The sequence below is a fragment of the Paeniroseomonas aquatica genome (genome assembly GCF_030409335.1).
GTDB classification, from domain to species: Bacteria; Pseudomonadota; Alphaproteobacteria; order Acetobacterales; family Acetobacteraceae; genus Belnapia; species Belnapia aquatica.
Genome location: NZ_JAUFPN010000033.1, coordinates 42543 through 62983 on the forward strand (window position 1 = coordinate 42543; position 20441 = coordinate 62983).

Sequence of the window (20441 nt, forward strand, 5' to 3'; positions counted from 1 at the left end):
GGTCTCAGCGCACCCCGAACCAGCCCACCAGCACGCCGAGCGTCACCACCGAGAGCACGGTGCTCACCAGCACCGTCGCCCCGGACCGCGCCGCGCCGACCTGGTAGCGCTGCGCCAGGAGGAAGGCATTGGCCCCGGTCGGCATCGCCGCGGCCATCACCGCGACCGCCGTCTCGAGCGGCGGGAGCGCCATCGCCCAGGCCACCAGCCAGACCAGTGCCGGCATCGCCAGCAGCTTCAGCACGGTCGCCAGCACCGTCTCCCGCCAGCCCGCGGTGATGTCGAATTGCGCCAGGCTGCCGCCGAGGCAGAACAGCGCGACCGGCGGCCCGGCCCCGCCCAGCAGCCCCAGGGTCTGCTTCAGCACGCCCGGCGGCGGCGGCAGCCCCACCAGCCGCCAGACCATGGCCGCGGCCACCGCCATGACGATCGGGTTGCGCGCCACGCCCAGCAGCGTCGCCCGCAGCACCCGCCGCCAGGGCGCATGCGCATGCAGCCCGACCTCGGCGACGATGGTCGCCGTCCCCAGCAGCACCATGGAATGCAGCGCCAGGATCGCCAGCAGCATCGCCAGCGCCGGCGGCCCGAAGGCGGCGAGGATGAGCGGGATGCCCATCATCGCGGTATTCCCGAAGGTCGCATCCAGCGCCAGCATCCCGGCCGGGCCCAGCGGCAGCCGCCGCCGCGCGCCCCAGAGCGTCGCGGCATAGAGCGTCGCGGTGCCGAGGAAGAAGGCCAGCGCCGCCCGGCCGCCGCCCATCTCGGCGCTGGTGCCGCCGAGGAACAGCAGGGAGGGCATGCAGAAGGTGAAGACGAAGCGGGTCAGCGCCTGAAAGCCGGCAGTATCCAGGAAGCGCCGCCGCGCCATCAGCCAGCCCAAGCCGATGATGATGAAGACCGGCCCGACGACCTCGAGGACGGGCCCCATCTAGCCGCGCAGCAGCGTGGCGACGAAATCCGCGAGCCAGGGCTGCCGGTGCCGGCGGGTCCGCGCCGCATGCAGGATGGCGCGGGCGGCGGCGACGGTCGCGGCGAAATCCTCGTTCACCAGCACATGGTCGAACTCGTCCCAATGCGCCATCTCGGTGCGGGAGGCGGCCATGCGGCGGGCGATCTCCTCCTCGGGGTCGGTGCCGCGGCCGCGCAGGCGCCGCTCCAGCTCGGCCAGGCTCGGCGGCAGCAGGAAGATGCCGACGATGTCTTCGGGCATCGCCGCCTTCAGCAGCCGGTGGCCCTGCCACTCGATGTCGAAGAGCACGTCCCGCCCGGCCGCCAGCGCCGCCTCCACCGGGGCGCGCGGCGTCCCGTAGGAGCGGCCGAGGAAACCGGCATGCTCGAGGAATTCCCCGGCGGCGACCCCGGCAGCGAATTGCTCGGGGCTGCGGAAGAAGTAGTGCTCGCCCTCCCGCTCGCCCGGCCGCGGCGCCCGGGTGGTGGCGCTGACCGAGAGCCGCAGCTCCGGCTCAAGGTCCAGCAGGGCGCGGGAGATGCTGGTCTTGCCGCCGCCCGGGGCGGCCGCCAGCACCAGGCAGGTGCCGCGTCGGGGATGGCTCATTCGACGTTCGCCGCCTGCTCCTTCAGCCGCTCGATCGCCGCCTTCAGGTCGAGGCCGATGCGGGTCAGCGGGACGGAGGCGGATTTCGAGCAGAGGGTATTGGCTTCGCGGACGAATTCCTGGGTGAGGAAGTCGAGCTTGCGGCCGGCCCCGTCGCCGGCGGCGATCAGGGCCCCGGCCGCCTCGATATGCGCGGCGAGCCGGTCCAGCTCCTCCCGCACATCGGACTTCTGCGCCAGCAGCGCCACTTCCTGGGCCAGCCGCTCCTCCGGGATCCGGGCGGTGCCGGCCTCACCGAGCAGCGCGGCGAGCTGTTCCAGCATGCGCGCCCGCTGCGCCGCGGGCTGGCCCACCGCCTCGGCCGCGGCGGCATCGCGCAGCGCGGCGATCTCGGCCAGCAGGCCGGAGAGGATTTCCTGCAGCTTGGCGCCCTCGGCCTGCCGCGCCTCGGCCAGCCCGGCCAGGGCCTGGCCGAAGGCCTCGGCCAGGGCGGCGCGCTTGGTCTCCTCGAGCGCCTCGTCGGGCTGCGGCACCTCGGTCCGCATGACCCCGGGCAGGGCGAGCAGCGCCTCGGCCCGTGGCGACATGCTGCCGCGGATGCGCCCGGCGAGCTCGAGCGCCAGTTGCAGCGCCTGGTCCAGCGCCGCCGGGTCGACCGTCAGCCGCGGCCGGTCCTCCCGCTTCAGGGTCAGGCTGGCGGAGATGTTGCCGCGCTTGAAGCGCTTGCCCGTCGCCTCGCGGAGCGGTGCCTCCAGCGCGTCCTGGCCGTTCGGCAGCCGCAGCCTGAGGTCGAGGCCCCGGCCGTTGACGCTGCGCAATTCCCAGACGAAGGCGGTACCGTCGGCCAGCGTGCCACTCTCGCGCGCGAAGCCGGTCATGCTCATAAGGATGCCCATGGCGGGGGTTGTCCCGCGCGGCGGGGCACGATGCAAGCAATGGTGACGCAACGGCATATCCTGATCACCGGGGCCTCGGCCGGGCTGGGCCGTGCCCTGGCGCTGGCCGCGGCCGCGCCGGGGGCGGTGCTGCACCTGTCCGGCCGCGATGCCGGGCGGATCGGGGCGGTGGCCGAGGCCTGCCGGGCCCGCGGCGCCACCGCCCAGGGCCAGGTGGCGGACGTGCGGGATGCCGCGGCCATGGCGGCCTGGATCGCCGGGGCAGGGCGGCTCGACCTCGTCGTCGCCAATGCCGGCATCTCGGCCGGGACCGGCGGCGCGGTGGAGCCGGCCGCCACCGCCCGCGCGGTCTTCGAGACCAATGTCACGGGCGTGCTGAACACCGTGCTGCCGGCGCTGGAGGCGATGGCCGCCCAGGCCCCCGGCCCGGACGGGCTGCGCGGCCGGGTCGCGGTGGTGGCCTCGGTCGCCGCCTTCGTCGCGGCGCCGGGCGCCCCGGCCTATTGCGCCAGCAAGGCCGCGGTGCAGCGCTGGGCGGAGGCGCTGGATGCGACCGAGCGGCGCCGGGGCATCCGCCTGCACGCCGTCTGCCCCGGCTACATCCGCACCGCCATGACGGCGCGGAACGATTTCCCCATGCCCTTCCTGATGGACGCCGAGGAGGCGGCGCGGCGGACCCTGGCCGGCATCGCCGCCGGCCGTACCCGCATCGCCTATCCCTGGCCGGTCTACTGGGGGGCGCGGCTGGCCGGGGCGCTGCCGCTCGGGCTGCGGGCGGCGCTGTTCAACCGGCTCCCGGCGAAGGCGGCCCAGCTGGATGAGGCGCGGGAACAGGGTCCGGGGTGACCTTCCTCCGCATCGCCCGCTTGGCCAGCAGGTTCAGGCCTTCCACCGCGGTGGCGAAGGCCATGGCGGCATAGACGAAGCCCTTCGGCAGATGGACGCCGAAGCCCTCGGCCACCAGCACCATGCCGATCATCACCAGGAAGGCCAGCGCCAGCATCACCACCGTCGGGTTGCGCTCCATGAAGCGCGAGAGCGCATCCATCGAGAACAGCATGGCGATGACCGAGACCACGATGGCGGTGGCGATGATCCAGAACTCCCGCGTCAGGGCCACCGCTGCCAGGATGCTGTCCACCGAGAAGACCATGTCGAGCAGCAATATCTGGATGACGGTGGGCCAGAAGCGGGCCGTCACCCCGTCCGCCGCTTGGCTCTCCGCCTGGGAGTCGGGGTCCACCCGGTGGTGGATCTCGATCACCGCCTTGCCGATCAGGAAGAGCCCGCCGCTCAGCAGGATCAGGTCCTTGCCGGAGAACTCCATCCCCATCACGGAGAACAGCGGCCGCGTCAGGGTCAGCAGCCAGGAGGTGGCGGCCAGCATGCCGAAGCGCATCAGCACCGCGAGGCCAAGGCCGATCCGCCGCGCCATCACCCGCTGCTCCGCTGGCAGGCGGTTCGACAGGATGGCGATGAAGACCAGGTTGTCGATGCCGAGCACGACCTCCATGGCGATGAGCGCAAACAGCGCGACGATGATTTCGCTTTCCATGGTTTTCAGGTCTCCCGGGCGGGCGGCGTAACGCTTCTTCACCCCAGGCGTTGCCGCCCGGGCTTGGATCGGTCCCCGGCGGCCCCACCTCGGGACCTCCAGTATAGTGTGGAGAGCGGGTGTGGGCATCGTCGGCCAGCTGGCCCTGGGCGCGCGGCTGGCGCGCCGTGAATTGCGCGGCGGCATGCGTTCGCTGCGGATCGTGCTCGCCTGCCTGGCGCTCGGCGTCGCCGCCATCGCCGCGGTCGGCACCCTGCGGGCCGGCATCCAGGCCGGGCTGCTGGCCGATGGCGCCCGCATCCTCGGCGGCGACGTCGAGGTGCGGGGCGGCGCCCGGCCGCTGCCGGCCGAGCTGCGGCAATGGGCCGCGGCGCGGGGCGCCGACGTCTCCGCCGTCACCTCCATGCGGGCCATGCTGGTCGCGCCGAGCAGCGAGCGGATGCTGGTGGAGCTGAAGGCGGTCGATGCTGCCTATCCGCTGTACGGCAGCCTGGTGCTGGACCCCGTGGTGCCGCTGGCCGCCGGCAGCGTGGCGCTCGACCCGCTGGTGGCCGAGCGGCTCGGCCTTTCGCTGGGTGACATGGTCCGCATCGGCGAGGCGCAGCTGAAGCTGGCGGCGCTGGTGGCGCAGGAGCCGGACAAGGTCGCCACCCCCGCCATCTTCGGCCCCCGCGCCCTGATGACCCAGGAAACCCTCGCCACCACCGAGCTGATCCAGCCCGGCAGCCTGCTCCAGTACGACCTCCGCCTGCGCCTTCCCCCCGGCACCGCCGCCGAGCCGCTGGCCGAGGCGCTGCGCACCGACTTCGCCCGCGAAGGCTGGCGCATCCGCACCGCCGGCACCGCCGAGCCGCAGATGAACCGCTTCCTCGACCGCGCCGCCTCCTTCCTGACCCTGGCCGGGCTGACCGCGCTGCTGGTCGGCGGCATCGGCGTCGCCACCGGGGTGCGGAGCTGGCTGGATGCGCGGGCGAAATCCATCGCCACCCTGCGCTGCCTCGGCGCGCCCTCGTCGGTCATTTTCCTCAGCTACCTCATCCAGGTGCTGGGCCTGGCGCTGCTCGGGATCGCCATCGGGCTGGTCGCCGGCTACGGGCTGACCTGGGCGGCGGCGCAGGCCCTGGCCGGGTCGCTGCCGGTGCCGCCGCGCCTCGCGCCCTATCCGCGGCCGCTGGCGCTGGCCGCGCTCTATGGGCTGCTGACGGCCTTGGCCTTCGCGCTCTGGCCGCTCGGCCGTGCCGCGCGGATCTCGGGTGCGGCGCTGTTCCGCGACGCGGTTCAGCCGGCTGGGGGCTTCCCCGGCTGGACGGTGCTGGCGCTGAACGGGGCGGCGGCGGTGGCGCTGGTCGGGCTGATCGTGGTCAGCTCGGGCGACCGCCGCTTCGCCGCCGGCTTCTGCGCCGCCGCGGTGGGAGCGCTGGTGCTGTTCCGCCTTGGCGCCTGGGGGCTGGTGGCCCTGGCCCGCAGCCTGTCCCACCTGCGGCGCCCGGCCCTGCGCCTCGGCCTCGCCAACCTGCACCGGCCGGGGGCGCCGACCGCGCTGATGGTAGTCTCGCTCGGCATCGGCCTGACGACGCTCGCCGCCATCACCCAGATCGAGGGCAACCTGCGCCTGCAGCTGGTCAACGAGATGCCGGGCCGGGCGCCGAATTTCTTCTTCATCGACATCCAGTCCGACCAGGCCGAGCGCTTCGACAGCCTCGCCGGCGGCATCCCCGGCGTGGTCGAGGTCAAGCGGGTGCCGAGCCTGCGCGCCCGGGTCGTCGCGGTGAAGGGCACCCCCGCCGAGCAATGGGAGACCACGCCCGAGACCGCCTGGGCGCTGCGCGGCGACCGCGGCCTCACCTACTCGGCATTGCCCCCGGCCGGGACCCAGGTGGTCGAGGGCCCCTGGTGGCCGGAGGACTATCGCGGCCCGCCGCTGCTCTCCTTCGATGCCGGCATCGCCAAGGGCTGGGGCGTCGGGCTCGGCGACGTCATCACGGTCAACGTGCTCGGCCGCAACATCGACCTGAAGATCGCGAACCTCCGCAACGTCGACTGGCGCGGCCTCGGGGTGAACTTCACCCTGGTCGCCTCGCCCGGGCTGCTGGAGGCGGCGCCACATACCCACATCGCCACCGTCCGCGGCGATGCAGCGCAGGACGGCACCATCCTGCGGGTGCTGACCGATGCCTTCCCCAACATCACTGGCATCCGGGTGCGGGATGCGCTGGAGGCCGTCGCCGCGCTGCTCGGCCGGGTCGGCACCGCGCTGACCGCGATCGGCGGCGTCACCCTGCTGGCCGGGGCGCTGGTGCTGGCCGGCGCGGTGGCGGCGGGGCAGCGGCAACGGGTGCGGGACGCGGTGGTGCTGAAGACCATCGGGGCCACCCGGGCGCAGATCCGCGCCGCCTGGGCGGTGGAATACGCCCTGGTCGGGCTGGTGGCCGGCGGGCTGGCCGCGGTCGCCGGCAGCGCCGCCGCCTGGGCGGTGGTCGTGCTGGTGATGCAGGGGCAGTGGGTGCTGCTGCCCGGGACCCTGGCGGCCACGGTGCTGGGCTGCGCGCTGCTGACGCTGCTCTGCGGGCAGGTCGGCACCGCGCTGGCGCTGCGGGCCCGGCCCGGTCCTTTGTTGCGGAATGAATAGTCCGGCATTCACACTTCTTCACGTGTATCCGGGCCGGTCCAGGACCATATGATGTGACGTCGGCGGTACCCGCGCGCGCCGGCGGTGGAAATGCGCTGCCGCTCCCGATTCCCATTGAACCGGGTTACAGCTTCTCCATATAACCCCGTTGCGGGGATAACCCCCTTTGGGAGGTTCGAGACACCTATGGCCCTTCAACCCGACTATCGTTACACGACGAATGCGCCAGGCTGGGGTCGCACGGCGACTGCCGACGCGGCCGCCGTCGATGCCGGGCTCCGGGGGTACATGCTCCGGGTTTACAACTGGATGGCTTCCGGCCTGGTGCTGACCGGCATCGTGGCCCTTCTGGTTGTGACGGTGCCGGCCTTGCAGGAGCTGTTCTACACCGCAGCCCGCACCCCGAGCGGCCGGATCGTGATGCAGCCGACGATCCTGTTCTGGGTCGCCACGCTCTCGCCTCTGGCCTTCGTGCTGGTACTGAGCTTCGGCCAGCACAAGCTGAGCAAGTCGACGGCGCAGATGCTGTTCTGGGCCTTCTGCGCCTGCATGGGCGCCAGCCTCAGCAACCTGGCCTTCCGCTACACCGGCGCCTCGATCGCCAGCACCTTCTTCATCACCGGTGCGATGTATGCGGGCATCAGCCTCTACGGCTACACGACCAAGGCCGACCTGACCAAAATGGGCAGCTTCATGATGATGGGCCTGATCGGCATCATCGTCGCCGGGCTGGTCAACATGTTCATGCAGTCCTCGGCGCTGCAGTTCGCCATCAGCCTGATCGGCGTGGTCGTGTTCCTGGGCCTCACCGCCTATGACACCCAGCGCATCAAGTCGGACTACGTCGAATACGCCTATGCCGCCGGTACCGAGGAAGCGGGCAAGCGCAGCGTCATGGACGCGCTGGGCCTCTACCTGAACTTCATCAACCTGTTCCAGTTCATGCTCCAACTCATGGGCGTGCGCCAGAGCAGCGACTAGGCATCGGCCGCAAGGCTGATCGGCAGGGCCCCGGGGAGCGATCCCCGGGGCCTTTTTCATGGGCGCAGCTGCAGGATCCGCCCGCGCCCCTCATCCGTCAGGATGTACAGAAATCCATCCGGCCCCTGCAGCACGGTCCGCAGCCGGCCCCGGTCCCCCAGCAGCCGTTCCTCCCCGGTCACCCGGTCGCCCCGGGTCGTCAGCCGCAGCAGCCCGGGCGGGTTCAGCGCCGCGACGAAGAGGCTGCCGCGCCAGGCCGGGAAGGCGTCCCCGGTGTAGAAGGCGATGCCGGAGGGGCTGACCGAGGGCGTCCAGACATGGATCGGCGCCTCCAGGTCGGGGCGCGAGACGCCCTCGCCGATGCGGCTGCCGTCGTAGTCCACCCCATGGGTCACCAGCGGCCAGCCGTAGTTCCGGCCCGGCCGCAGGACATTGACCTCGTCGCCGCCGCGGGCGCCGAATTCGGCCTGCCACAGGCTGCCGGTCCAGGGGTTGAAGGCAAGGCCCTGCGGGTTGCGGTGGCCATGGGTGAAGACCTCGGCCCGCACCCCCGGCCGGCCGGCATGGGGGTTGTCCGCCAGCGACGCGCCGTTGCGCGCCAGCCGCAGCACCTTGCCGCCGAGGTCATCCAGCCGCTGCGCCCGCGGCTTGGTCACCTGCCGCTCGCCGGTCGCCAGGTACATCGCCCCATCCGGCCCGAAGGCGATGCGGCAGCCGTAGTGGTTGCGGCCCTGCTCCTGCGGCGGCGCCGCGTCCAGGATCGGCGCGGCGCCTTCGAGCGAGGCGCCATCCATGGCCAGCCGCGCCCGGGTCAGCCGGGTCAGCGCGCCGCCCTGCACCAGCATGGCGTGGCAGAGGTAGATCTCCCGGGCGGTGGCGAAATCGGGCGCCAGCGCCACGTCGAGCATCCCGCCCTGGCCGCGTGCCTCGACGGGCGGCACCCCGGTGAGCGGCGCCGAGACCGCGCCGTCGGGCCCGACCAGCCGCAGCCGACCCGGCCGCTCGGTGACCAGCAGCCGGCCATCGGGCAGGAAGGCGCCCCCCCAGGGCCGTTCCAGGCCGGTGGCGTATTCGACGATGCGGAAGGGAGTCTGGGCCTCGGCCAGGCCAGGGCCCGCCATCGGGGCGGCGAGGTACAGGGCGAGGGCGGCGAGAGGATGCTTCATCCCGCCGAGGTGGGGTCCCCGGCCGTGCCGGGAACCCCGATCGGCAGGGTCAGGCGAGGTTGCCGGCGATCCAGTCCTTCAGCGCACCCTTGGGCAGGGCGCCGACCTTGGTGTCCAGCAGCTTGCCGTCCTTGAACAGCAGCATGGTGGGAATGCCCCGCACCGCATACTCGTTCGGGGTGCCGGGGTTCTCGTCGATGTTGACCTTGGCGATGGTCAGCTTGCCGCCGTACTCCTGGGCGATGTCGTCCAGGATCGGCCCGACCATCCGGCAGGGGCCGCACCACTCCGCCCAGAAATCGACCAGCACGGGGCCGGAGGCGTCCAGCACGTCCTGCTTGAAGCTGTCGTCGGTCACGGCCTTGGTGTGTTCGCTCATGCGCCTGCGCCTTGCTCGGAGGGGCCGGGAAGGCCCCAATCTTGCCGCAAATTCGGGATGCGCCGGGCTGCGGTCAAGGCCACCCCCCCAGCGGGTCCGTCATGCGTCGAAGACAGGCATCCCCGGCACGTGCCGGTCAAGCAAATCCGCCGGCAGCGGCATCAGCCGCGCGCCATAGGTCCAGACCAGGGCGCAGTCCACCGCCCGCCCGGGGAAGGCCTGGCGCAGCACGGCGCGGTAGGCGGCCATCTGCCGCAGGTACAGGGGCGCCACATCCCCCGGGTCGGTCGGGGGCGGCCGGTTGGTCTTGTAGTCCAGCACCAGCACGCGGTCCGGGGTCACCACCAGCCGGTCCACCTGGCCGGTCACCAGCCGCCCGTCCAGCCGCCCGGCGATCGGCGCCTCGGCCAGGCTGTCCGCGCCGAAGGCCGCCACCACCTCCGGCGCCGCGAGCAGCGCCAGCACCTCGGCCTGGATCTCCGCCTGCTCCTCGCCGGTCAGGCCATGGCCGGGCCGGGCGAGGAAGCGCGCCGCCGCCGCCGCCCGCTCGGCCGCCGGCCGTTCCGGCAGGTGCTGCAGCAAGGCATGCACCACCCGGCCGCGGCGGAAGCGGCGCCCGCCCGGGTCGGCCGCGCCATGCGGGGCCGCGGCAGGGGTCTCGTGCTCGCCCGGCAGGGCGGAGGGGTTGAGCGCCGGCTCCAGCACCTCGGCCGGGGCCGGGCGGCGGGCCCAGCCGGGCAGGGGGGCGGGGGCCGGGGCGCTCACCGTGGCGGCGGCCGGGACCTCCACCTCCTGCCCGGTCTCCAGCCGCCAGCAGGGGCCTCCCTCGAAGTCGCAGGCGGCCGGCGCGTCGAACGCCTCCGGCGCGAAGTCGGCCGGGACCGCATCCTCCAGCCGCATGAAGCCGTCCCGCACCAGGGCGTACCAGCCCTTCGGCTCCTTCCCCCAGCCGCAGACCAGCAGCCGGTCCTCGGCCCGGGTCAGCGCCACATACAGCAGGCGGTTCTCCTCCTCCTGGCGGCGGCGCTCGTCGGCGGCCAGCACCTCGGCGAAGGCGGCGGCGTGGAATTCCTTGCGCGGCGCCCAGAGCGGCATCGGCACCCCGTCCAGCTCGCCCCAGCGGATCTCCTGCCGGCCCTGGCCGCCGCCGACGTCGGGGATGATCACCACCGGCGCCTGCAGCCCCTTGGCGCCGTGCACGGTCATGATCCGCACCGCATCGGCGGCGCCCTCGGCCTCCCGCTTCACCTCGGCGCCGCCGCGGCGGAGCCAGTGGACGAAGCCCTGCAGGCTGGGGGGATGCCGCGCCTCGTGGTCGAGCGCGGCGTTCAGCACCTCGTCCAGCGGGTCGGCGGCATCGGGGCCGAGCCGGGCCAGCAGCCGCGCCCGGCCGCCCTCCTCGCCCAGCACCCCGGCCAGCAGGCAGTGCGGGGTGATGAGGTCGGCCCGGTCGGCCAGCCGCGCCAGCCAGTCCGCGGCGCGGCCGAGGTCGCCGTCGGCGCCGCGATGCTGCATCAGCGCCCCGAACAGCGAGCCGGCGCGGCCATGCGCCAGGGCGAACAACTGGTCCTCGTCCAGCCCGACCAGCGGCGACTTCAGCAGCGCCGCCAGCTGCAGGTCGTCCTCGGGCAGCAGCAGCACGTCACACAGCGCCAGCAGGTCCTGCACCGCGATCTGCTCGACCAGCTTGAGGCGGTCGACGCCGCCGACCGGCACGTCCCGCTCCTTCAGCGCCCGCACCAGGCGCTGGATGAAGGCGGTGCGCCGCCGCACCAGCACCAGGATGTCCCCGGGCCGGACCGGCCGAGCCCGCGCCGGCAGGTCCTCGCGCCCGATCATGGCGGCGATCCGCGCCGCCAGCGCCTCGGCCAGCAGGGCCGGGGCATCGGCCACCGCCTCCGGCGCCTCCGGCACCTCCCAGGGGGTCGGCTTCGGCTTGTCCGCCGGCCGCAGCAGCGGCCAGAGCTCGACCATCCCGGCCTGGCCGGCCCGGTCCGGCAGGTGCTCCAGGATGGCGCCCTCCGGCACCACCCCGGCCCGCGCCTCGCCCTCGGCGAAGACCGCATCCACCAGCCCCAGCACCGGCGCGGTGGAGCGGAAGGAGACGTTCAGCTCGACCTTGCGGAAATCGCCGTCCTGGCCGGCGATGCGCCGGCGGTAGGTGCCCTCCCAGGTGCCGAAGCCACGGGCATCGGCGCCCTGGAAGCCGTAGATCGCCTGCTTGATGTCGCCGACCGCGAAGATGGTCCGGCCGATCGCCTGATGCCGCTCCGCGGCGGCCCCGGCGCCGGCGAAGAATTCCTCGGTCAATGCCGCGGTGATGCCCCATTGCGCCGGGTTGGTGTCCTGCGCCTCGTCCAGCAGCACGTGGTCGAGCCCGCCGTCGAGCTTGAACAGCACCCAGGCGCTGCCGGGGTCCTGCAGGATGCGCTGGGCGATGGCGATCAGGTCGTCGTAGGCCAGCAGCCCGGCATGGCGCTTGCGCGCCTCGTAGTGCTCGAGCACCGGCCCGGCCAGCGCCAGCAGCGCCTCGGTCGCCTGCAGCAGCCGGCAGGCCGCCAGCTTCTGCTGCCCGGCCAGGATGCGCTCGACCTCGACCATCATCGCGGGGTCGCCGGCCAGGGCGGCGCGCGGGGTGCCCTTGTCGGTCAGCAGGCAGCCGGTCCAGCCTTCCCAGTCCGCCGCCCGGGTCTCGGCATCCTGCGCCAGCCAGGCCCGCATCTTCGCCGCCAGGTCGCGCGGCGTCTTGTTCTTGTGGTTCAGCATCGCCGCCGCCGCCCGCGCCAGCCCGTCCGGCACGTCGCAGAGCGTGGCGGTCACGCTGCCGACGTCCTCGCCATCCTCCAGCCGCAGCAGCCGGGCGAGGCGCAGCACCAGCCCGGGCAGGCCGTTGCTGGCACGCAGGCATTCCGCCAGCTTCTCCCGGTCGCGCATCAGCGCGCCGACCGTCTTCGAGAAGTCGTCCGCCCCGACCAGCCCGGCCAGCAGCGCCACCTGCGCCCGCGGCGTGGCATTGGCCGACAGCACCGCCTCCCGCGCATCGGCCAGCATGCTGGCGGCGTCCATGTCCTCGAGCACGCTGAACTGCGGCGGCAGCCCGGCCTCGAGCGGGAAGGCATGCAGCAGCGACTGGCAGAAGGCGTGGATGGTCGAGATCCGCATCCCGCCGGCCAGCTCCAGCACCTCGGCGAAGAGCGCCCGCGCCCGCAGCCGCAGCGTCTCGGTCGGCCTGCAGCCGAGGCGCGCCAGCTCGGCGTTCAGCGCCGGCTCCTCGGCCACCGCCCAGTCGCCGAGCTTCCGCGCCAGCCGCGTCGCCATCTCGGCGGCGGCGGCCTTGGTGAAGGTGAGGCAGAGGATGCGGTTCGCCGCCTGGCCGTCCTGCAGCAGCAGCCGCAGCACCCGGTCGGTCAGCACCTTGGTCTTGCCCGAGCCGGCCGAGGCCGAGACCCAGGCCGAGAGCGCCGGGTCGGAGGCGATCGTCTGGGCCGCCGCCGCCACCGCCCTGGCGCTGCGCGCGTCAGCCATCGGCCGCATCCTCCGCCCCGGCCCATTCCGCCCGGCGCGACAGGTGCAGGTAGTCGTCGCCCGCCGCCTCCCGCCCCGGATGCGGCCAGGCGGTGAAGGCGGCCGCGCCCAGCAGGAAGCGCGCCGCCAGCGCGCCCACCTTCTCCATCGCCTCCTGCCCGAGCTGCGCGATCTCGTCGCGCTCGGTGCTGACCGGATGCACCTTGCCCGGCTCCGGCCCGCCATTCAGCTTCCAGTAGGCCAGCGTCCCGGCATCCCCCGCGGCCAGGCCGGCGAAGGCGCCGCGCGCCGCCATCGCCGCCTCCAGCACCAGCTGCGGCTTGTGGCCGTCCTTCACCGCATTCCTCGAGGGCACCGTGCCGGTCTTGTAGTCGAGGATGGCGAACTGGCCATTGGCCATGACGTCGATCCGGTCGGCCCGCGCGGTCAGCGTCACCGCGCGGCCATCCGGCTGGCGCAGCGTCACCTGCCCGGTGAGCTCGCAGAGGCTGCGGGCGATGCGGTTGCCGGCCCGTGCCTCGGACTCCTGCCGCAGCACGAAATCGCCGATCCGGGCGAGGCGCGGCTGCCAGAAGGCCAGCAGCCCCGGCCGCGCCCCGGCCTCGTCCAGCGCGACCGCGGCCGCCTCGTCGAACATCGCCCGCGCCGCGCCCGGCCCCGGCCAGGGTCCGGCCGCCAGCCGGTGGACGAAGTGCGCCATGGTCGCATGCACCAGGTTGCCGTAGTCGGAGGCCCCGACCTCCGCGTCCAGCGGGTCGACCGGGCGCAGCCGCAGCACCCGCCTGGCGTAGAAGGCATAGGGATCGGCCAGCAGCGTCTCCACCTCGGTCACTGACAGGGTCTGCGGCCGCGCGGCGAGCGGCGGCCGCGGCGCCGGCCGGGCGCAGGGGGCGACCCGCCCCGGGCGGTCCAGCGCCGCCGCCCAGCCGACCGCCTGGCTGGACTCCAGCAGCAGGCCCTTGGGATGCGCCGCGCCGACCTGGCCGCGCAGGAAGGTCTCCAGCCGGGTCAGCCAGCGGGCCGGCACGGTCGGCGCGCCGCCGCGCTTGGCCGCGCGGGACAGCACCGCCTCCGGCGCCGAGCAGGCGGCGAAGAGGAAATCGGCGCAGACCCGGCCGATCCGGGCCTCGGGCTCCGGCAGGCCGAAGTCGCGCCGCATCGGCCGGCTCATCCAGGGGCCGGGGTCGGTCGCCAGCGGCCAGACCGTCTCGTCCAGCGCGCCGAGCACCACCCGGTCGAAGCTCAGCAGCCGCGCCTCCAGCAGGCCGAGGATCTCGACCCGCGGATGCACCCCGCCGTCCCGGCCACGGCTGCCGCGCAGGCTCGGCGCCGCCGCGCCATCCATCGCCGCCTCGAACAGCGCCGGCCAGGCCGAGGGCGCCAGCGGCGGCAGCAGCGCCATCGCCGGCTCGAGGCCCGCGAGGTGGGAGGCCAGCGCCTCGCCCTCCTCCCCGGCATAGAGCCTGAGGCCGCCGGCCACGAGGTCGGTCGCCGCCAGCGCCTCGGCCGCCGCCAGATGCTCCTCCAGCAGCCCGATCGGCGGCCGGGCGATATGCGCGGGCAGGCTGGTGAAGGGACCCAGCGCCTCGCCCAGCCGATCGAGCAGCGCCATCACCTCGGCCAGGACCTCCGCCCGGTCCTCGCGCCTGAGCCCGGCCTTCGCCGCGGCGCGCAGGCCGTCGAGCCCAGGTGCCGGGCGCGGGCCGCGCAGCGCCGCGCGTTCCAGCCGCCGCGCCGCCCGGACCCAGTCGCCGCGGTCCCAGCCGCCGGCGCACATCGGGTGCTTCAGCACCGCCAGCAGCGGCACCGGCGCCAGCTCGCTCGCCGCCAGCTCGGCCAGCAGGCGGAGGAAGCTGCCCGTCGGCGTCCCCCCCAGCGGCTCGCCGGCGCTGTCGTCGGCGGTGATGCCGTGCCGGGCCAGCTCGGAGGAGACGCGGCGGGCGAGGTCGCGGTCCGGCGTCACCAGCGCCGCCCGGGCGCCCTCCTGCTCCAGCGCCTCGCGCAGCGTCAGGGCGATCGCCGCCGCCTCGGTCTGCGCGTCGGGGGCGACCAGCAGCGACAGGCCGCGCATCGCCGGCACCCAGTCCGAGGGCACCCGGGATTGCCAGGCCGGCAGCCCGGCGGCAGGGCGCAGCGCCATGCCCAGCAGGTCGGGCCGGCGGATCGGCGCGGCCTGGTCGACGGCTTCCTCGGGCGGGCAGCCATCCCAGCGCTTGATGGCGTCCTTCTCCACGCCGAGCGCCGCCAGCAGCCGGCGCTGGCCGCAGAAGGGATGCGTCGCCGCCGCCGGGACGGCCTCCCAGACCTTGGCCTCGGCCGAGGAGGCATCGACGCCATGCAGCACCACCATGCCCTGCGGCAGATCATGCGCGATCACCCGCAGCAGCTCCTCCGCCGCCGGGATGGTGCCGCCGACGCCGATGCCGGCGGCGATCACCGGATCGGCCGGTGGCCTCTCCTGCCAGTCCCGGGTCTGCGCCCGCAGCGCCTGGACTCTGCGCATGCCGATGTCGAGCAGCCCGGCCTCGTCCAGCCAGACCTGCCAGGCCGCCATGATGCCGCGGAGGAAGGTGAGGGTGATCTGCCAGTGCGCCGCATGGGTTTCCGGCACCAGCGCGGTCAGCCGCTGCAGCCAGTGCTCGGCCAGCGCATCCGGCGCGGTCCCGGCCAGCAGCTCGAGGTCCTTCTCCTCGAGCGCGATCTCATCGAGCAGCGTCGCCAGCGCCGCGGCCAGCGACCAGGCCTGCTCGGGCGTCGCCGGGCCGCCGGTGTCGCGTGGCAGACGCAGGATGAATTTGGTCAGCACCGCCTGCCGCTGCAGCGGGTCCACCGCCGGCGGCAGGTCGAGCAGCGTCGGCAGCGCCAGCTCGTCCGCATCCTCGGTCGAGAGCCCGGCCAGCGCCCGCATCCGCGGCAGCAGCAGGGTCTGGCCCTCGGCGGCCCGCAGGAAGGACGTCCGCAAGGCCCGGGCGGAGCGCCGGGTCGGCAGCAGGATGGTCACGCGGGAGAGGCGTTCCGGCGACTCGCCGGGGATCAGCCGCAGCACCCCGGCGGCGAGGCAGTCGAGGAAGGGGAGATGCGTCGGGATATGGAACAGCGGCACCCGAGCGACCCCTTCAGAACAATGCCTTCACCAGCCCCGCGGCCATCGAGGCCTCGGCCCGCTCGAGGTCGGCCGGGGTCGAGAGGTGGAACCAGATGCCGTCATGCACCACGGCATAGAGGCGGCCCGATTCGATCGCCCGATCATAGAGGAGATTCAGGCTGAAGGCGCCCTCCGGGAAGCCCCCGGCGAAGAAGCCCGGCGTCAGGATCTGCACGCCGGAGAAGATGTAGGGCGCCAGCTCCATCTCCTTCGGCCGCCGCACCCGGCCCATCGGGTCGAGGTGGAAATCGCCGCGCCCGACCTCGCCCTCCACCTGCGCGGTGCGGACCACCAGCAGCAGCCCGTCCATGATGGCGGGGTCGAACAGCGAGGCCATGCGCGCCAGGGCCGGGGAGGGGCCGTCGAGCAGCACGCTGTCGCCGTTCATGACCACGAAGGGCGCCTCGCCCAGCAGCGGCAGGGCGCGGCCCACGCCGCCGCCGGTCTCCAGCAGCCCCTCCTCGTGCTGCAGGGTGATCGCCGGGCTGGCCCGGCCGGCGACTGCGGCGGCGACCTGCTCGGCGTGCCAATGCGCGTTCACCACCGCCTGGCCGATGCCGGCCGCCTCCAGCCGGTCCAGCGCCCGGTCCAGCAGGCTGCGGCCCTGCAGCGTCAGCAGCGGCTTGGCGGTCGTCTCGGTTAGCGGCCGCATCCGGAGGCCGAGGCCTGCGGCGAGCACCATGCCATGGGTGAGGGGGATCACGCGGCCTCCGGGGGGTTGCGCCGCATCTCGCGCGGGACGTGGGTATCGAGGAAGTCCCGCAGCGGCGCGCAGGCCGGCTGCGACAGCGAGCGGTCGAGCAGCGCCCAGCAGCGCGGCCCGTGGATGAGGTAGCCGGGCTTGGCGTCCCGCCGCGCCAGCCGCACCCAGAGCGCGGCGACCCGCAGGTGCCGCTGCGCCCCGCAGGCCGCCATGGCGCCGAGGAAGGCGCCGCGGTCCAGCCCCGGCCGGGCGGTGAGGTAGGCGGCGACCGCCGCCCGTCGCGCCGCAGCCGGCACGTCCCGCCGCGCATCCTCGACCAGCGAGATCAGGTCATAGGCGGGGTGGCCGATGGCGGCGTCCTGGAAGTCCAGGATGCCGGTGCGGCGCGGCCCGCTGCGGCGTTCCAGCCGCATCAGATTGGCCGGGAAGTAGTCGCGGTGGACGAAGCCGCGCGCCTCGGCGAAGGGCGCCAGCATCGCGCCCAGCGCCGCCTCCAGCCCCTCCCGCGCCGCGGGCGAGGCCGGGGCGCCGAAGGCCGCCGGCCACCACCAGTCGAGGAAGGTCGCCGCGGTTGCGCGGGCCATCGCCGCGGCATCCCAGGCCGGCAGTCCCCGCGGCACCGGCGCGGCATGCAGCGCCGCCAGGGTCCCGGCCGCCTCGGTATAGAGGGGGATCGGGTCGGCCCCGGCGTCGAGCAGCGCCGCATGGGTGGCGTCGCCGAAATCCTCGAGGATGAGGAAGCCCGCCGCCTCGTCCGCCGCGATGATCTCCGGCACCGAGAGCCCGGCCTGCAGCAGGTGCCGCGCCAGCCGGGCGAAGGGCCGGACATCCTCGGGCGGCGGCGCATCCATCAGCAGCGCCGGGCGCGGGCCGCCGACCAGCCTTGCGTAGTGGCGGAGGCTGGCATCGGCCTGCAGCGGCCGCCGCTCGGCCGCGTCGAAGCCATGCGCGGCGAGGAAGGGTTCCGGATATCTCATGCTAATTCCTGTATCCGATCCGGCCAGCCTTCGAGGGTTGCGATGCGCGCCTCCTCCGTCCCGCCCGGCGCCAGGGTCAGCATCAGCGCCTGCGCCGGCCGCAGATGCCCCAGCCGCTCCGGCCATTCCACCAGCACCACCCCGCGCCGCGCCTCGTCCCAGCCGAGCTCCGTCAGGTCGGCCGGGCCGGACAGCCGGTAGAGGTCGAAGTGATGCACCTCCAACCCTGACGGCAGCTCGTAGCTCTGGACCAGGGTGAAGCTGGGGGAGGGCACCTCCAGCGCCGGGTCCCCGGCGAGCGCCCGCAGCAGGGCGCGGGCGAAGGCGCTTTTGCCGGCGCCTAGCGGCCCCTCCAGCAGCACCGCGTCGCCCGGCCGCAGCAGCGGCGCCAGCCGCCCGGCCAGGCGGCCGGTCGCCTCGAGGTCGGGGAGGGTCAGGGTGATCGGGCCTGGCATCGGGGTCCGCGAGAGGGGGACGGGCTTGGTCGCCGCCGGCATATCCTCTAAGACCCGCGGCCTGTTCGGGGAAGATGCCCATGGCGGCGGTACTGCCCGGCCTCGGTGCCTCAGGCGCCACGGTCGAGACGGATGTGGCGATCATCGGCGCGGGCCCGGTCGGGCTTTTCGCGGTGTTCGAATGCGGCATGCTGCGGATGCGCAGCGTGGTGATCGACGCGCTGGACACGATCGGCGGCCAATGCACCGCGCTGTATCCGGAGAAGCCGATCTTCGACATCCCGGCCCATCCGGCCATCGAGGGCGCGGCGCTGATCCACCGGCTGGAGGAGCAGGCCGCCCCCTTCGCGCCGCTCTATTTGCTCGGCCGCCGGGTCGAGGGGCTGAGCGCGACCGGGGATGGATACGAGCTGCGGACCAGCGCCGGCGACACGGTGCGGGCCAGGGCCATCATCATCGCCGCCGGCGCCGGCGCCTTCGGGCCGAACCGCCCGCCGCTGGCCGGGCTGCCGGGCTACGAGGCCTCGGGCGGGGTGCGCTACCTGGTCTCCCGGCGCGAGGAATTCCGCGGCAAGCGGGTGGTGATCGCCGGCGGCGGCGACAGCGCGGTGGACTGGGCGCTGTCGCTGAAGGAGGTCGCCGCCAAGGTCACGGTGGTCCACCGCCGGCCGAAATTCCGCGCCGCCCCGGAAAGCGCCGCAAGGCTGGACGAGGCCGCCGCCCGCGGCGAGATCGAGCTGGCCATCCCCTACCAGCTGCACGGGCTGGAAGGCGACGGCAGCACCCTGACCGGGGTGGTGCTCGCCACCCTGAAGGGGGAGGAGAAGACCATCCCCGCCGACCACCTGCTGGCCTTCTTCGGCCTGTCGATGGAATTGGGCCCGATCGCCGACTGGGGCCTCGGCCTCAGCCACAGCCATGTCACCGTGGCGCAATCCACCTGCGAGACCAGCCTGCCCGGCGTGCATGCCATCGGCGACATCGCCACCTATCCCGGCAAGCTGAAGCTGATCCTGCAGGGCTTCTCCGAGGCCGCCATGGCGGCGCATGCCATCCACCCCCGCGTCTTCCCGGGCGAGGCGCTGCATTTCGAGTACAGCACCAGCAAGGGCGTGCCAGGGGCCTGAGCGCCTTCGGCCGCCGCAACCGAAAGCGCCCGATGACCTTTGCCGCCATCCCGACCCGCCGCCGCCTGGCCCAGGCCGGACTCGCCCTGGCCGCCGCGCCCGCCTTGGCCCGACCCGCCCTGGCTCGACCCGCCCTGGCCCAGGCCAATTGGCCCAGCCGGCCGATCACCCTGGTCATCGGCTATGCCCCCGGCGGCCTGACCGACGTGATGGTGCGGATGGTCGCCGAGCGGCTGGGCCGCGAACTGGACCAGACCGTGGTGGTGGAGAACCGCAGCGGCGGCGGCACCTCGATCGCCTCCACCTACGTCGCCCAGGCGCGGCCGGATGGATACACGCTGCTGATCGGCACCAACAGCTTGGCCATCAACCCGGCGCTGCAGCCCGGCAGCACCCCGCGCGACCCGCTGAAGGAGCTGCAACCGATCGGGCTGGTCTACTACAGCCCCTTCGCCATGGCGGTGCAGCGCTCGGTCCCGGTCGAGGACCTGGCCGGGCTCGTCGCCTATGCCAAGGCCAATCCGGGCAAGCTGAACTATGGCAGCTCCGGCAATGGTTCGGTCAACCACCTGCTGACGGAATTGCTGCTGCAGAAGGCCGGGATGCGGGTCGAGCACGTGCCCTACCGCGGGGCCGGCCCGGCGCTGCTGGACCTGCGGGCCGACCGCATCCAGCTGTTCTATGCCTCGCCGCTCGACATCGCGCCGCTGGTGAACGACGGCACCGTCCGGCTGGTCGCCATCTCCGCGCCCGAGCGGCTGCCGATCCTGCCCGACCTGCCCTCGGTGGCCGAGGCCTATCCCGGCTGCGCCGGGGTGCTGTGGCAGGGCCTGTTCGCTCCGCCCGGCACGCCCGGGCCGGTGCAGCAACGGCTCTATGCCGCGCTGCGTGCCACGCTGGAGGACCCCTCCCTCGGCGAGCGGGTGACGCAGCAGGGCGTAGTGCTGATGCAGGGCGACGCCGCCGCGCTGCATAGGCTGCTGGCCTCGGAGATCGAGGTCTGGGGCGGCGTGGTCCGGGCCAGCGGCATCAAGCCGGACTGATCAGCCGCAACCCTGGGCGCGGCGCTGATCCGCCAGCGCCGCCGCCAGCCGGCGGGATTGCGCCTCCCGGCCGGGGATGGCCACGGCGTCGCGGCATGCCGCNGATCCGCCAGCGCCGCCGCCAGCCGGCGGGATTGCGCCTCCCGGCCGGGGATGGCCACGGCGTCGCGGCATGCCGCCGGCACCGCGGCCAGCACCCGGCATCGGCCGGGGCCGGGCGGCTCCAGCAGCGCCAGGGTCAGCCGGGCCGAGCCGGCCAGGTAGCACCCCTCCGGGTCGGCCGGCGCGGCGCGGCGCAACCCCTC

16 protein-coding genes are annotated in these 20441 nt (G+C 74.0%); 5 read left to right on the forward strand and 11 right to left on the reverse strand.

Going from position 1 to position 20441, the window contains the following annotated elements; translation table 11 throughout:
• Positions 1 to 4: 4 nt before the first annotated feature.
• Genes QWZ14_RS03535 through QWZ14_RS03545 form a run of 3 tightly spaced genes read right to left on the reverse strand, consistent with a single transcriptional unit; the run spans position 5 to position 2451 of the window.
• Positions 5 to 928 (reverse strand): AEC family transporter, encoded by a 924-nt coding sequence (locus QWZ14_RS03535; protein WP_290315185.1) that lies wholly within the window; start codon positions 926 to 928, stop codon positions 5 to 7.
• Complete coding sequence (gmk, locus tag QWZ14_RS03540; RefSeq protein ID WP_290315186.1) at positions 929 to 1555, reverse strand: guanylate kinase; 627 nt, start codon at positions 1553 to 1555, stop codon at positions 929 to 931. It abuts the gene before it with no gap.
• Complete coding sequence (locus tag QWZ14_RS03545) at positions 1552 to 2451, reverse strand: YicC/YloC family endoribonuclease (RefSeq protein WP_290315187.1); 900 nt, start codon at positions 2449 to 2451, stop codon at positions 1552 to 1554. The genes gmk and QWZ14_RS03545 overlap by 4 nt, the downstream gene beginning before the upstream one ends.
• Before the next feature lie 39 nt (positions 2452 to 2490).
• Between QWZ14_RS03545 and QWZ14_RS03550 the strand changes: the two genes are divergently transcribed.
• Positions 2491 to 3297 carry an SDR family NAD(P)-dependent oxidoreductase gene (locus tag QWZ14_RS03550; RefSeq protein WP_353959270.1) on the forward strand — a complete coding sequence of 269 codons (807 nt, stop codon included), beginning with the start codon at positions 2491 to 2493 and terminating at the stop codon, positions 3295 to 3297.
• On the opposite strand, the gene QWZ14_RS03555 is transcribed toward QWZ14_RS03550, so the two are convergent.
• Positions 3236 to 4006: a TerC family protein gene (locus QWZ14_RS03555; protein ID WP_290315189.1), complete on the reverse strand. Its 771-nt coding sequence runs from the start codon at positions 4004 to 4006 to the stop codon at positions 3236 to 3238. The genes QWZ14_RS03550 and QWZ14_RS03555 overlap by 62 nt on opposite strands.
• Before the next feature lie 121 nt (positions 4007 to 4127).
• Between QWZ14_RS03555 and QWZ14_RS03560 the strand changes: the two genes are divergently transcribed.
• A complete protein-coding gene (locus QWZ14_RS03560; RefSeq protein WP_290315190.1) occupies positions 4128 to 6635 on the forward strand; it encodes an ABC transporter permease in 2508 nt (835 codons plus the stop codon).
• Positions 6636 to 6821: 186 nt separating this feature from the next.
• The gene (locus tag QWZ14_RS03565; RefSeq protein WP_290315191.1) at positions 6822 to 7616 is read left to right on the forward strand and encodes a Bax inhibitor-1/YccA family protein; all 795 of its coding nucleotides are present in this window, start codon (positions 6822 to 6824) and stop codon (positions 7614 to 7616) included.
• A gap of 56 nt (positions 7617 to 7672) precedes the next feature.
• On the opposite strand, the gene QWZ14_RS03570 is transcribed toward QWZ14_RS03565, so the two are convergent.
• From QWZ14_RS03570 to tsaE, 7 genes are all read right to left on the reverse strand, one after another.
• Entirely contained in the window at positions 7673 to 8782 is a 1110-nt protein-coding gene (locus QWZ14_RS03570; RefSeq protein ID WP_290315192.1) for a PQQ-dependent sugar dehydrogenase, read from the reverse strand.
• Positions 8783 to 8831: 49 nt separating this feature from the next.
• A complete protein-coding gene (gene trxA / locus QWZ14_RS03575; RefSeq protein ID WP_290315193.1) occupies positions 8832 to 9161 on the reverse strand; it encodes a thioredoxin TrxA in 330 nt (109 codons plus the stop codon).
• 99 nt (positions 9162 to 9260) lie between these two features.
• Entirely contained in the window at positions 9261 to 12686 is a 3426-nt protein-coding gene (gene addA, locus QWZ14_RS03580; protein ID WP_290315194.1) for a double-strand break repair helicase AddA, read from the reverse strand.
• The gene (gene addB / locus QWZ14_RS03585) at positions 12679 to 15789 is read right to left on the reverse strand and encodes a double-strand break repair protein AddB (protein ID WP_290315195.1); all 3111 of its coding nucleotides are present in this window, start codon (positions 15787 to 15789) and stop codon (positions 12679 to 12681) included. The genes addA and addB overlap by 8 nt, the downstream gene beginning before the upstream one ends.
• A gap of 13 nt (positions 15790 to 15802) precedes the next feature.
• Positions 15803 to 16534 (reverse strand): nucleotidyltransferase family protein, encoded by a 732-nt coding sequence (locus QWZ14_RS03590; RefSeq protein WP_290315196.1) that lies wholly within the window; start codon positions 16532 to 16534, stop codon positions 15803 to 15805.
• Positions 16531 to 17511, reverse strand: a complete 981-nt coding sequence (locus QWZ14_RS03595; protein ID WP_290315197.1) for an aminoglycoside phosphotransferase family protein — start codon at positions 17509 to 17511, stop codon at positions 16531 to 16533. Before QWZ14_RS03595 ends, QWZ14_RS03590 begins: the two co-directional genes overlap by 4 nt.
• Positions 17508 to 17966 (reverse strand): tRNA (adenosine(37)-N6)-threonylcarbamoyltransferase complex ATPase subunit type 1 TsaE, encoded by a 459-nt coding sequence (tsaE, locus tag QWZ14_RS03600; protein WP_290315198.1) that lies wholly within the window; start codon positions 17964 to 17966, stop codon positions 17508 to 17510. The genes QWZ14_RS03595 and tsaE overlap by 4 nt, the downstream gene beginning before the upstream one ends.
• 80 nt (positions 17967 to 18046) lie before the next feature.
• On the opposite strand from tsaE, the gene QWZ14_RS03605 reads away from it, so the two are divergent.
• Positions 18047 to 19093, forward strand: a complete 1047-nt coding sequence (locus QWZ14_RS03605; protein ID WP_290315199.1) for an NAD(P)/FAD-dependent oxidoreductase — start codon at positions 18047 to 18049, stop codon at positions 19091 to 19093.
• Positions 19094 to 19125: 32 nt separating this feature from the next.
• Entirely contained in the window at positions 19126 to 20136 is a 1011-nt protein-coding gene (locus tag QWZ14_RS03610; protein ID WP_290315200.1) for a Bug family tripartite tricarboxylate transporter substrate binding protein, read from the forward strand.
• Positions 20137 to 20441: the final 305 nt, after the last annotated feature.